Genomic DNA, 12,655 nt, shown 5'->3' on the forward strand with positions numbered 1-12,655 from the left:
TGGAGGCGTCCGTGCCCACACACAAGAAACTCAGCCCGGCCGCCCCCTGGGTCGAGGTCGCCGCGACGAGGAAGGACTGGGACGCCGCCGAACCGGCGCTGCTGACCTCGATGTTCACCCAGACGCTCCTCATCAGGACCTTCGAGGAATACGTCCTGTCCCTCGCGTCCCAGGGCCTGGTGCACGGTCCCGCGCACTCCAGCATCGGCCAGGAGGGCGGCGCCGTCGGCTCGGTGCTCACACTCACCGGCGGCGACTACGTCAACGGCTCGCACCGGGGGCACCACCAGTTCCTCGCCAAGGCGTTCGGGTACGTCGCCCCCGACGGGATCGACCCGCTGGTCCCCCTGCCCGACGCGATACGCACGGTGCTCTCCCGGGGCCTGTCGGAGATCTGCGGCCTCGCCGACGGGTTCTGTCGCGGGCGCGGTGGATCCATGCACCTCCAGTGGCGCGAGGCCGGGGCCATGGGCACCAACGCCATCGTGGGCGGCGGGGTTCCGCAGGCCGCGGGATTCGCCTGGTCGGCCCGGCACGCCGCCACGGACGCCGTCTCCGTCTCGTACTTCGGGGACGGCGCGGTCAACATCGGATCCGTCCTGGAGACCCTCAACCTCGCCGGGGCATGGCGGCTCCCGATGTGCTTCTTCATCGAGAACAACCAGTACGCCGTCTCCACCCACGTCGACGAGGTCACCGCCGAACCACGGCTGTCCGCACGCGGATCGGGCTTCAACATCCCCAGCTGGCGCGTCGACGGGATGGACCCGCTCGCGGTGTACCTCGCGACCGGCGAAGCGGTCGCACACATGAGGGCGGGAGGCGGCCCCACCGTCGTGGAGGCGGACGTCTACCGCTACTTCCACCAGAACGGCCCGTTCCCCGGCAGCGCCTTCGGCTACCGCGCCAAGGAGGAGGAGAAGCAGTGGCGGGACCGCGACCCGCTGGCACTCCTCACGTCCCATCTGGTCCGCCGGGGCATCCTCACCGAGCAGCAGGTGGCGCGGTGCACGGCGGCGGTGAAGGCCGAGATGGAGTCCGTCGCGGACGAACTCCTCGAACCGAAGCCCGGCGGCAAGCCGGGCCAGCGGCGGATCAGGCCGGGCCTGTGGCCGGACCCCGACTTCCGGGACGTGGGTATTCGCGGCGACCTCCGCGAGTTCGACGGGGCGCGCACCGCCGAACCGGCCTCCGTCCAAGGGAAGCTGACGGAACGCAAGTTCATCGACACGGTGGCCGACGTCATGGCACGGCGCATGGCCGAGGACGAGCGGATCATCGTGCTCGGTGAGGACGTCCACCGGCTCAAAGGCGGGACGAACGGCGCCACCCGGGGCCTCGCCGACGCGTTCCCCGGACGTGTGCTGGGCACGCCCATCAGCGAGAACGCGTTCGCCGGCCTGGCGGGCGGCATCGCGCTGGAAGGGCGCTACCGGCCGGTGGTGGAATTCATGTACGCGGACTTCATGTGGGTGGCCGCCGACCAGTTGTTCAACCAGATCGGCAAGGCCCGCCACATGTTCGGGGGCACCGCCGACGTACCCCTCGTGCTGCGCAGCAAGGTCGCCATGGGCACCGGATACGGTTCCCAGCACTCCATGGACCCGGCCGGGATCTTCGCCACCGCCCCCGGCTGGCGCGTCGCCGCGCCCTCCACGCCCTTCGACTACATCGGTCTGATGAACAGCGCGCTGCGCTGCGACGATCCCGTCGTCGTCCTGGAACACGTGGACCTCTACCCGTCCACGGGCCAGGTCCCCGTGGACGACCTGGACTTCTGCCTGCCGGTGGGCAAGGCGGCGGTACGGCGCGAGGGCGCGGACCTCACCGTGCTGACCTACCTGGCCATGACGAACCACGTACTTGAGGCCGTGGAGAGCGGCGACACGGACGCCGAAGTGATCGACCTGCGCTGGCTGGACCGGGCGAGCATCGACTGGGACACCATCGGCGCGAGCATCCAGAAGACCAACAACGTCCTGATCGCCGAACAGGGAGCTGTCGGCACGTCCTACGGCGGGTGGCTGGCGGACGAGATCCAGCGCCGCTTCTTCGACTGGCTGGACCAGCCCGTCCGCCGGGTCACCGGAGGCGAGGCGTCCCCGAGCATCAGCAAGGTGCTGGAGCGGGCGGCCATCGCCGGGACCGACGAGGTCGCCGCCGAGCTCGAGAAGATCACCGCTCGCTGAACCGCCGACATCTACGCAACACGGAGGAAACCATGGCTGAGCTGCTCCGCATGCCGGAGGTCGCGGCCGGTTCGACGGCGGCGGTCCTGTCCGGCTGGCCCGTGCCCGAGGGGGCGTCGTTCCGCGCGGGCGACGTACTCATGACCGTCGAGACCGACAAGGCCGAGGTGGACGTGCCCGCCGACGCGGACGGGACCGTACTCAAGGCGCTCGTACCCACCGGCACCGAGGTCGAGGTGGGCAGCCCGATCGCGGTCATCGCCGCGCCGGGCGAGGACGTGGGCGACCTCGACAGGCTTCTCGCGGAACTGGGCGTCGTGGAGCGGCCCACGGCCGAGCCGGCCGTCCGGCGGGAGGTTCCCGCCGCCGGACCGGCCACCGGACCGGCCGCCGGTCCCACCGCCGGTCGGACAACCGACCCGGCTCCCCGACCGGCCATCCCGACCGCCGCCGCACCGGAGATCGCCCTCCCGCCGTCCGGCGGGCGGATCTTCTCCAGTCCGTTGGCGCGGCGGCTGGCCCGCGAAGCGGGGATCGCCCTCGACACCCTCACCGGAACAGGGCCGGGGGGCCGAGTCGTCCGGGACGACGTCACCCACGCCATCGCCGCCCGGACAGCGTCACCCGCCGCCGGTCCCGTGACGGCCACGACCACGACCACGGCGACGGAGACGGAGACGGAGACGGCTTCCGCGCCTCCTGCCGCGCCCCGTTCGGCGCCCCTTTCGGCGGCTCCCGTCCTCGTCGGCGCGGCGTACGACGAGATCCCGCACTCCCGGATCCGGCGGGCCATCGCCACCAGACTGACGGAGAGCAAGCGCGACGCTCCGCACTTCTACGTCAAGGGACAGATCCACGTCGGCGAACTCCTCGCCCTGCGGCAGCGGATCAACGTCGACGGCGAGACGCGGATCTCGGTCAACGACCTGCTCATCAAGGCCATCGCCAAGGCCCACGTCCAGGTACCCGAGATGAACGTCATCTGGACGGCCGACACCGTGCGCCGTTTCCGCACCGTCGACATCTCGGTCGCCATCGCCACCGAGAGCGGGCTGGTCACCCCCGTGCTGCGGGGAGTCGAGTCGCTCTCCCTGTCGGCCGTCTCCGCCCAGGTGCGCGCCTTCAGCGAGCGGGCCCGCAGCGGCGCGCTGCGCCAGAGCGACCTCCAGGGGGGTTCGATCACCATCAGCAACCTCGGCATGTACGGGGTCGAGGAGTTCGGCGCGATCATCAATCCGCCGCAGGCCGCGATCCTGGCGGTCGGTACGACGACCCGGACGCCGGTCGTCACCGAGGAAGGCGGTCTGGCGACGGCGGACATGATGACGCTGACCCTCTCCGCCGACCACCGGCCCGTGGACGGCGCACTGGCCGCACGCTGGTTCGCCGCACTGCGGGAGGCCATCGGGAAGCCGGTCCGGCTGCTGATCTGACGTACCCCTCTTCCGTGCCCGGCGTCCACGAGTGCGGTGGACGGGCGGGACGGGAGGGCGAGGACGACGCGCCCCGCACTGTCCGGCGGCGACAATGCGAGGGTCACCGGCTTCGACGGGTTCCTCGAAGCCGCCGCCGGACAGCGGGCCTTCCCACTCGGCCACGGCCTCTTCGGGATCGAAGCCGCCGAAGGAGTGAGACGCGAATGCCCGTCCCGGCCCGGCCTGGAGGGCCGGAGCCGCTGACGTGTCGTCCGGCGCCACGAGGAATCTCGCGAGGACGCTCCCCTCGGCACCATGCCCGCCTGCCCACCGCCACGATCGGCCGAGCACGTCCCGGGCGCCACAACGGGCCTGGTTGGCAAGGGAGTTCAGCCCTTGCCGGACTTGGTCAGGGTGTCCAGGATCGCGCCGTCGGAGCCCTGGACCGTGATGGTGAAGTCGTCGGTGCTGCCGCGGGCGTCGTCCGCGTAGAAGGCGAACCAGCCGGGGCGGCCGGGCAGCGTGACGGTACGGGCGGTCGTCGTCCGGCCGCCCGCCGCGACGGTCACGCGGGCGGGCGGTTCGGGGCCCCGGTGGATGCCGGCCCACAAGGTGCCGGTGTCGTCGGTGGCGACGGTGGCCGAGATGCCCCCCGGCGCCTCACCCACCTCCGTCGACTTCTCCTCGGCGCCCGAAACGCCCGGCGTCACCAGGGACATGCCCTGATCGGTCAGCGTCATCGTGTTGCCCCGGCCGAGCGGCAGCTCCTCCCCCGGGTCCACCACCCGCACCGGCGCCGACGCGGGTGCCGACGCCACCGGCAGCGGTGGCGCGGGCACGGGACCGGACGTCGCGGCGAACAGCACGCCGCCCGCCGGGACGAGAATCGCGGCGGCCACGACGGCGGACCGCAGCGCCGTCCGGCGGCGGCGCATCGTCTTCCCCCGGCGGATCACGGCGGACGTGGGGGCCGTTCCCACCGGCACCGCCGCGGCGGCGCCGCGAAGCGCCGTGGCCAGGGGCTCGTCCTGGTTCATCGGGGCCTTCCTTTCAGCGCGACCGGGTCGCTCGGGTGCGTACGGGATTCCTGAGGGCTTCCCGTACGGGCCGCCAGGACTCCGTCGTCGCGGAGTTTCGCGAGGGCCCGGGTGATCTGGCCGCGTACGGTGCCCTCCCGGGTGCCCATGGCGGCGGCGATCTGGGCGGGGGTCATGTCCTCGAAGTAGCGGAGCACCACCGCCGTCCGCTGCCGCAGCGGCAGCCCGGCGAGTGCGTCGACGAGCGCGCCACGGTGGGCCACCTGGTCGGTCCGGTCGGCCACCGCGGTCTCCGGAAGCCGGGAGGTGAACCACTCGCGGACGGTCCGCCGGCGGAACCCGTCCGCGTGCACGTGGATCATGATCTTGCGGACGTACGCGGCCCGGTCGTCGCTCCGCCGCACCCTGTCCCACTTCACGTAGGCGCGGGCCAGCGCCGCCTGGGCCAGGTCCTCGGCGTCGTGGTGGCCGCCGGTCAGCAGATACGCGGTACGCACCAGGCTGGGCCACCGGCCGGTCATGAAGGTGTGGAATTCGTCGTCGCTGGGGCTGCTCAATCGGACCTCGCCACGGTGGGGGTGAGCGGAAACGCGTGCCGCGACTGCCGCCGCCGTCCCCCGGGCGGCGGCGGCAGTTCCCGGCCGGTGTTCCGCCGGCTCAGCTCTGGACGGTGATCGAGGGCTTCGCGGAAAGGTCCCCCGTCGCGTCGAAGGCGTAGTACGCGCCCCAGCCGGGCGTACCGGCGAGAGCGACGACCTCGGCCTGAAGCGTGCGGGCCCCGACCTTGATGGTGACCTTCGCCGTCGGCGACAGCGGGCCGCGGTGGACGCCCGCGTAGAGCACGCCGGCAGCGTCGCCCCAGGCGAGCGTGGACACCTTCCCGGGCAGGACGTCGCCGACCTCGACGACCTCCAGATCGTCGGTGACCTTCGGGGCGACGACGTACAGGCCCTCTTCCTTCAGCCACAGTTCACTGGCCGCGACAGCGATCCGCTCGCCCGGCGCGACCACCCGCACGGTCGAAGCCGCGGAAGCGGCCGAAGCCGTGGAAGCCGCCCGGACGGAGGTGACCGCGCTCGTGGACGACGCGCCCGCCGTTCCCGCGCCCGCCGCGAGGACGGCGGCACCCGCGAGCGCGACCACGGGCAGGAGGGCCACGGCCCGCCGTCCGTACTTCCGCCTGTGCGAACCGATGGACATCATCAGCAACTCCCCTGAAGCGTCAGCCTCCGACCCGGGTGGCCGGAGCGGACAGGCCCTGTCGTCCCATCCACCCCCCAGACAGCGAGCCGCCCCCGGAACGCTGCTTCGGACCACACATCCCCGCATGTGACGCTCGTCACATGCAACACGGCCGCTACGGATGGTGGTTCGGGTCCTGCGCCGGAGGCCGCCGCTCGACACCGCGCCCGGCGCTCTCACCCAGCCGGGCGCGTCCGGCTCGTCGGGGGCGGGGGACCTCCGTCGGCGGCGGTCGACCAGGCGGGGGCCGCCGCCGTCTCAGGCCGTGAACTCCCGTGCCGGGGCCGCGTCGACGCGGGTGAAGTGGCCGGAGTCCTTCTTGAGGGCGCCGCCGATGATCGCCCCGTCGGCAGCCGCCCGCGTGGCGGCGATGGTGACCGGGCCGACCCGGCCGCCCACCACCAGCGGTGTGTCCGGCAGCGCCGCCCGGATACGGGCGATGGTGTCCAGGGCGTCGGGCACTCCGGAGTCCTTGGTGACGACGAATACGTCCGCGGCGCCGAACGTGACGGCCTCCACCGCCGCCCACAGGTCGCCGGCGCCCGGGGCCAGCGGCAGGCTGGTGGCCCCGTTCACATCGGCCCAGCTCGATGTCGGCGCCGGGCCGGGCCCGCAGTTCGGCGGTGGCCGGGCCGCGGCCGGCCATGATCCCGTCCGGACCCACGGCCGCGCCGGTCAGCAACACAAAGAGGCCGCGCGGTGGGCTTCGCAGCCCCGCACGGCCTCTCTCCCGGCGCCCCGTCCCGGAGCGCCCGCGTCACAGCTTCCGCGCGACCTCCGTCGCCCAGTACGTGAGGATCGTGCCGGCGCCCGCCCGCTTGATCCCGGTCAGGGACTCCAGGATCGCCTTGTCCCGGTCGATCCAGCCCTTCTCGGCCGCCGCCTCGATCATCGAGTACTCGCCGCTGATCTGGTACGCGGCCACCGGGACGGCCACCTCGGCGGCCACCTTCGCCAGCACGTCCAGATACGGACCGGCCGGCTTCACCATCACCAGGTCGGCGCCCTCTTCGAGATCCAGTGCCAGCTCCCGCATGGACTCGCGGGAGTTGGCCGGGTCCTGCTGGTACGTCTTGCGGTCGCCCGTCAGCGAGGAGCCGACCGCCTCCCGGAACGGGCCGTAGAACGCGGACGAGTACTTCACCGCGTACGCGAGGATCGCCACGTCCTCCTTGCCGATCGTGTCCAGCGCGTCGCGGACCACGCCGACCTGGCCGTCCATCATGCCGCTGGTGCCCAGCACATGGGCGCCCGCGTCGGCCTGCACCTGGGCCATCTCGGCGTACCGTTCCAGCGTCGCGTCGTTGTCGACGCGCCCGGCCGCGTCGAGCACCCCGCAGTGGCCGTGGTCGGTGTACTCGTCCAGGCACAGGTCGGACATGATCACCAGATCGTCGCCGACCTCCTCGCGCACCGCGCGGATCGCCACCTGGAGGATGCCCTCCGGGTCGGTCCCGGCCGTCCCGAGCGCGTCCTTCCGGGCCTCCTCCGGCACGCCGTACAGCATGATCCCGGAGACCCCCGCCGACACCGCGTCGACGGCCGCCTTCCGCAGCGTGTCCAGGCTGTGCTGGACGACCCCGGGCATCGCCGCGATGGGCACGGCCTCACCGACGCCCTCGCGCACGAACGCGGGCAGGACCAGATCGGCCGGGTGCAGCCGCGTCTCCGCGACCATCCGCCGCATCGCGGGACTGGTCCGCAGCCGGCGGGGCCGGGAACCGGGGAAGGAACCGTACACAGTCATGGTGGATCGCCTCATGTATCCGGGAAGGACAGCTGTTCCGTGCCCCGTCCACGCTACGCCGCCCGGCCGCCCGGTCCCGCCCCCGTGGGCGGGACCGCGTGCGACGGGACCACGCGACCGGTACAACCGCCCCCGCGCGACCGGACGAGCGGCCCGCGCGGGGCCGCCGCCCGTCAGGTCGTCGTACGCCGCCGTCTCGAACCAGGCCGGCGCTCGCTCGGCCGGGTGACCGCCTCGCCGGCCTCCCGCGCCGCCGCCCGGCGCTGCGCGCCGAACGCCGCCAGGGCCTCGGCGAGCTTGTGCACCGACGGTTCCGGCGACAGCACGTCGACCCGCAGCCCGTGCTCCTCCGCCGTCTTGGCGGTGGCCGGACCGATACAGGCGATGACGGTCACGTTGTGCGGCTTGCCCGCGATACCCACGAGATTCCGCACGGTGGACGACGAGGTGAACAGCACCGCGTCGAAGCCGCCGCCCTTGATGGCCTCCCGGGTCTCGGCGGGCGGCGGCGACGCGCGTACGGTCCGGTAGGCCGTGACGTCGTCCACCTCCCAGCCCAGCTCGATCAGCCCGGCGACCAGCGTCTCCGTGGCGATGTCGGCACGCGGCAGGAACACCCGGTCGATCGGGTCGAAGACCGGGTCGTACGGCGGCCAGTCGTCGAGCAGCCCGGCCGCGGACTGCTCACCGCTGGGCACCAGGTCCGGCTTGACGCCGAAGTCGACCAGCGCGGCGGCCGTCTGCTCACCGACGGCGGCGACCTTGATCCCCGCGAAGGCACGGGCGTCGAGCCCGTACTCCTCGAACTTCTCCCGCACCGCCTTCACCGCGTTGACCGACGTGAAGGCGATCCACTCGTAACGCCCGGTGACCAGACCCTTGACCGCGCGCTCCATCTGCTGGGGCGTACGCGGCGGTTCGACCGCGATGGTCGGGACCTCGTGCGGGACCGCGCCGTAGGACCGGAGCTGGTCGGAGAGCGAGGCGGCCTGCTCCTTCGTACGCGGGACGAGCACCTTCCAGCCGAACAGCTGCTTCGACTCGAACCACGCGAGCTGGTCGCGCTGCGCGGGCGCGCTGCGCTCCCCGACCACGGCTATGACCGGCTGGTGCCCGGCCGCCGACGGCAGGACCTTCGCCTGCTTGAGGGTCAGCGCGATCGTGCCGAGCGTCGCCGTCCAGGTGCGCTGGCGCGTCGTCGTACCGGCGACCGTGACCGTGATCGGCGTGTCCGGCTTGCGGCCCGCCGCGACGAACTCCCCGGCGGTCGCGGCGACCGTGTCGAGGGTCGCCGAGACGACCACCGTGCCGTCGCTGGCGCCGAGTTCGGTCCAGCAGCGCTCACCGGCCGTCCGGCTGTCGACGAAACGGACGTCCGTGCCGTGCGCGTCCCGCAGCGGGACCCCCGCGTACGCGGGGACCCCCACGGCGGCGGCGATACCGGGCACGACCTCGAAGGGAATGCCCGCGGCGGCGCACGCCAGCATCTCGGCACCGGTGTCGCCGTCGAGACCGGGGTCCCCGGTCACCGCACGGACGACCCGCTTGCCGCCGCGCGCGGCCTCCATGACAAGATTGACGGCATCCCTGATCGCGGGAATACCGGCGGCTGTTGACGCATCGTCAACAATCGTCAGCTCCGGGGTGCTCACACTCGCACGCGCGTGGCCGCGTACGACGTCGAGCACATCGGGCTCGGCGATCAGTACCTCCGCCCCCGCGAGCGCCTCGACGGCGCGGAGTGTCAGCAGACCCGGATCACCGGGTCCGGCACCGAGGAAGGTGACGTGCCCTGATGCGTGGACGGCCGGGTGGTCGGCGATGGGGCTCAATGTGCTCGCTCCCCCATAAGACCGGCCGCACCCTTGGCGAGCATCTCGGACGCGAGTTCGCGACCGAGCGCGACGGCGTCGCCGAGCGACGTGGGTACGGGACCGGTGATGGACAACTGCACGAGCGTCGAGCCGTCGGTTGTGCCGACGACGCCACGCAGGCGCAGTTCGTTGACAAATCGCGCGTCCTGTCCGTCGCCCAGCAGGTCGGCCAGCGCACCCACAGGTGCGCTGCAACCGGCCTCCAGGGCGGCGAGCAGGGAACGTTCCGCGGTGACGGCGATCCGCGTGCGCGGATCGTCGAGACCGGCGAGGGCGGCGGCGAGTTCCGGGTCGGAAGCCGCGCACTCGACGGCCAGTGCCCCCTGGCCGGGGGCCGGCAGGACGGAGTCCACCGACAGGAAGTCGGTCACCTCGGCCGCCCTGCCGAGGCGGTTGAGGCCCGCCGCGGCGAGCACGACGGCGTCGAGCTCACCGCCGTGGACGTAGCCGATACGGGTGTCGATGTTCCCGCGTATCGGCACGGTCTCCATGAGCAGACCGTGACCGCGGGCGTACGCGTTGAGCTGCGCCGCGCGCCGCGGCGAGCCCGTACCGATCCGGGCGCCGTGCGGCAGCCGGTCCAGGGTCAGCCCGTCGCGCGCGATCAGCACGTCCCGGGGATCCTCGCGGCGCGGCACGGCGGCCAGCGTCAGGCCCTCGGGCTGCGTGGTGGGCAGGTCCTTGAGGGAGTGGACGGCGAAGTCGACCTCGCCGCGCAGCAGTGCCTCGCGCAGCGCGGTGACGAAGACACCCGTGCCGCCGATCCGGGCCAGCTGCTCGCGGGAGGTGTCGCCGTACGTGGTGATCTCGACCAGCTCCACCGGCCGTCCGGTCAACTCCGTGACGGCGGCGGCCACCTGGCCGGACTGGGCCAGGGCGAGCCTGCTGCGCCGGGTGCCGAGCCGCAGGGGTGTCCCGGTGCCGGGTGTCGGGTGGGTCATGGCCGCCCCCGGGTTCCGGCGTCGGCCGTGCCGAGGTCAACCACGCTCAGGTCGAGGGCGGCCACGTCGACCGTGCCCACGTCGACCGTGGTGCGGCCGGTGGCCTCGTCCGGTGCTCCGCCCCGGTCCGCCCGGCTGACGGACGCGACCGTCCCCGGGTCCAGGTCGAACAGCTCCCGCAGCGCGTCCGCGTAACCGGCGCCGCCGGGCTCGCCGGCCAGTTGCTTGATCCGCACGGTCGGGGCGTGCAGAAGTTTGTCGACCACGCGCCGGACGGTCTGGGTGACCTCGGCGCGCTGCCGCTCGTCCAGGCCGGGGAGCCGGCCTTCGAGGCGGGTGATCTCACTGGTGACGACGTCGGCGGCCATGGCCCGCAGGGCGACCACGGTCGGGGTGATGTGGGCGGCGCGCTGGGCGGCGCCGAAAGCCGCGACCTCGTCGGTGACTATGCGCTTGACCTGGTCGACGTCGGCCGCCATCGGGGCGTCGGCGGACGCGTCCGCCAGCGACTCGATGTCCACGAGCCGGGCGCCGCCCAGGCGGTGGACGGCCGCGTCGATGTCACGCGGCATGGCCAGGTCGAGCAGCGCGAGTTCCCGGCCGCCGGCGAGTGCCGTCCCGACGGTGTCGGCGGTCAGGACGAGACCGGTGGCGCCGGTGCAGGACACGACGATGTCGGCACGTGTCAACTCCGTCTCGGCGGAGGCCATGCCGACGGCGCGGGCCCTGACCCCCGTCCCGCCGGGCTCGTTCAGGATCGCCACCAGCCGGTCCGCGCGGGCGGCGGTGCGGTTGGCGACGACGATCTCGGCGACCCCGGCACGGGCGAGGGTCGCGGCGGCGAGCGAGGACATCGACCCGGCGCCGATCACCAGCGCGCGCCGGCCGGCGGCCCAGGCGGCGACGTCCGCGCCCGCGGCGAGCTGTTCGAGACCGAAACTGACGAGCGACTGCCCGGCCCGGTCGATCCCGGTCTCGCTGTGGGCGCGCTTGCCGACGCGCAGCGCCTGCTGGAAGAGGTCGTTGAGGAGCCGTCCGGCGGTGTGCAGTTCCTGGCCGCGCGCGAGGGCGTCCTTGATCTGGCCGAGGATCTGGCCCTCGCCGACGACCATCGAGTCCAGTCCGCAGGCCACCGAGAAGAGATGGTGGACGGCCCGGTCCTCGTAGTGCACGTAGAGATGAGGGGTCAGCTCGTCCAGGCCGACACCGCTGTGCCGGGCGAGGAGCGTGGACAACTCGGCCACGCCCGCGTGGAACTTGTCCACGTCCGCGTACAGCTCGACCCGGTTGCACGTCGCGAGGACGGCGGCCTCGGTCGCGGGCTCGGCGGCGAGCACGTCCTGGAGCAGCTTGATCTGGCTGTCCGGGGACAGCGACACCCGGTCCAGCACGCTCACGGGCGCGCTGCGGTGGCTCAGACCGACGACCAGAAGACTCATGCGGGCATCACGGCGGGGACGTCCCCGTCGGGTCCCTTCCGGCCGGTGGTGGAGCGGACCGGCGGCGGTGTGCCCGCGGCCTCGGCCGCGGCGGCCTCCTCACCGGCCTTGCGCTGCTCGTGGAAGGCGAGGATCTGGAGCTCGATCGAGAGATCGACCTTCCGTACGTCCACCCCGTCCGGCACGGTCAGCACGGTCGGCGCGAAGTTGAGGATCGAGGTGACACCGGCCGCGACCAGCCGCTCGCAGACCTGCTGGGCACCGCCCGCCGGGGTCGCGATGACGCCGATGGAGACGCCGTTGTCGCTGATGATCCGCTCCAGCTCGTCCGTGTGCTGGACGGGAATCCCGGCGACCGGCTTGCCGGCCATCTCGGGATCGGCGTCGATGAGCGCGGCGACCCGGAAACCCCGGGAGGCGAAGCCGCCGTAGTTGGCGAGCGCGGCGCCGAGGTTGCCGATGCCGACGATGACGACGGGCCAGTCCTGCGTGAGGCCGAGTTCGCGGGAGATCTGGTAGACGAGGTACTCCACGTCGTATCCGACACCGCGGGTCCCGTAGGAACCGAGATACGAGAAGTCCTTGCGCAGCTTCGCGGAGTTGACCCCGGCGGCCACGGCGAGTTCCTCGGAGGACACGGTGGGTACGGAGCGCTCGGAAAGCGCGGTCAGCGCCCGCAGATACAGCGGAAGCCGGGCGACCGTGGCCTCGGGGATTCCTCGGCTACGGGTCGCCGGTCGGTGAGTTCGGCCAGTTGCCACGGTGCTCCTG

The 12,655-nt window shown here is 72.8% G+C and carries 11 protein-coding genes; 2 read left to right on the forward strand and 9 right to left on the reverse strand.

Annotated elements, in window-relative coordinates; genetic code table 11:
* Positions 1-11 precede the first annotated feature (11 nt).
* Together OG875_RS12540 and OG875_RS12545 are read left to right on the forward strand one after the other, a co-directional pair.
* Positions 12-2,189: an alpha-ketoacid dehydrogenase subunit alpha/beta gene (locus OG875_RS12540; protein ID WP_330174296.1), complete on the forward strand. Its 2,178-nt coding sequence runs from the start codon at positions 12-14 to the stop codon at positions 2,187-2,189.
* Positions 2,190-2,221: 32 nt separating this feature from the next.
* Complete coding sequence (locus OG875_RS12545) at positions 2,222-3,622, forward strand: 2-oxo acid dehydrogenase subunit E2 (RefSeq protein ID WP_330174297.1); 1,401 nt, start codon at positions 2,222-2,224, stop codon at positions 3,620-3,622.
* Between the two features lie 371 nt (positions 3,623-3,993).
* On the opposite strand, the gene OG875_RS12550 is transcribed toward OG875_RS12545, so the two are convergent.
* The 9 genes from OG875_RS12550 to OG875_RS12590 form a co-directional block, all read right to left on the reverse strand.
* A complete protein-coding gene (locus OG875_RS12550) occupies positions 3,994-4,641 on the reverse strand; it encodes a hypothetical protein (RefSeq protein ID WP_330174298.1) in 648 nt (215 codons plus the stop codon).
* Positions 4,638-5,198 carry a SigE family RNA polymerase sigma factor gene (locus tag OG875_RS12555; protein WP_330174299.1) on the reverse strand — a complete coding sequence of 187 codons (561 nt, stop codon included), beginning with the start codon at positions 5,196-5,198 and terminating at the stop codon, positions 4,638-4,640. The genes OG875_RS12550 and OG875_RS12555 overlap by 4 nt, the downstream gene beginning before the upstream one ends.
* A gap of 100 nt (positions 5,199-5,298) precedes the next feature.
* On the reverse strand, positions 5,299-5,844 hold the full coding sequence (locus OG875_RS12560) for a hypothetical protein (protein WP_330174300.1): 546 nt from the start codon (positions 5,842-5,844) through the stop codon (positions 5,299-5,301).
* A gap of 297 nt (positions 5,845-6,141) precedes the next feature.
* On the reverse strand, positions 6,142-6,459 hold the full coding sequence (locus tag OG875_RS12565) for a hypothetical protein (protein WP_330174301.1): 318 nt from the start codon (positions 6,457-6,459) through the stop codon (positions 6,142-6,144).
* A 181-nt stretch (positions 6,460-6,640) separates the two neighbouring features.
* A complete protein-coding gene (hemB, locus tag OG875_RS12570; RefSeq protein WP_330174302.1) occupies positions 6,641-7,630 on the reverse strand; it encodes a porphobilinogen synthase in 990 nt (329 codons plus the stop codon).
* A 173-nt stretch (positions 7,631-7,803) separates the two neighbouring features.
* Complete coding sequence (locus OG875_RS12575) at positions 7,804-9,462, reverse strand: bifunctional uroporphyrinogen-III C-methyltransferase/uroporphyrinogen-III synthase (RefSeq protein ID WP_330174303.1); 1,659 nt, start codon at positions 9,460-9,462, stop codon at positions 7,804-7,806.
* Positions 9,459-10,445 carry a hydroxymethylbilane synthase gene (hemC, locus tag OG875_RS12580; protein WP_330174304.1) on the reverse strand — a complete coding sequence of 329 codons (987 nt, stop codon included), beginning with the start codon at positions 10,443-10,445 and terminating at the stop codon, positions 9,459-9,461. Before hemC ends, OG875_RS12575 begins: the two co-directional genes overlap by 4 nt.
* Positions 10,442-11,884, reverse strand: coding sequence for a glutamyl-tRNA reductase (locus OG875_RS12585; RefSeq protein ID WP_330174305.1), 1,443 nt, complete (start codon positions 11,882-11,884; stop codon positions 10,442-10,444). The genes hemC and OG875_RS12585 overlap by 4 nt, the downstream gene beginning before the upstream one ends.
* The gene (locus OG875_RS12590) at positions 11,881-12,645 is read right to left on the reverse strand and encodes a redox-sensing transcriptional repressor Rex (protein WP_330174306.1); all 765 of its coding nucleotides are present in this window, start codon (positions 12,643-12,645) and stop codon (positions 11,881-11,883) included. Before OG875_RS12590 ends, OG875_RS12585 begins: the two co-directional genes overlap by 4 nt.
* Between the last annotated feature and the right edge of the window lie 10 nt (positions 12,646-12,655).

It is taken from the genome of Streptomyces sp. NBC_01498 (assembly GCF_036327775.1).
Taxonomy (GTDB): domain Bacteria; phylum Actinomycetota; class Actinomycetes; order Streptomycetales; family Streptomycetaceae; genus Streptomyces.

What these genes read in the sequence shown, in the direction of transcription:
- hemB (WP_330174302.1), bottom strand. Translation starts at nt 7,630, where the DNA reads ATGACTGTGTACGGTTCCTTCCCCGGTTCCCGGCCCCGCCGGCTGCGG.
- OG875_RS12545 (WP_330174297.1), top strand. Translation starts at nt 2,222, where the DNA reads ATGGCTGAGCTGCTCCGCATGCCGGAGGTCGCGGCCGGTTCGACGGCG.
- hemC (WP_330174304.1), bottom strand. Translation starts at nt 10,445, where the DNA reads ATGACCCACCCGACACCCGGCACCGGGACACCCCTGCGGCTCGGCACC.
- OG875_RS12550 (WP_330174298.1), bottom strand. Translation starts at nt 4,641, where the DNA reads ATGAACCAGGACGAGCCCCTGGCCACGGCGCTTCGCGGCGCCGCCGCG.
- OG875_RS12585 (WP_330174305.1), bottom strand. Translation starts at nt 11,884, where the DNA reads ATGAGTCTTCTGGTCGTCGGTCTGAGCCACCGCAGCGCGCCCGTGAGC.
- OG875_RS12560 (WP_330174300.1), bottom strand. Translation starts at nt 5,844, where the DNA reads ATGATGTCCATCGGTTCGCACAGGCGGAAGTACGGACGGCGGGCCGTG.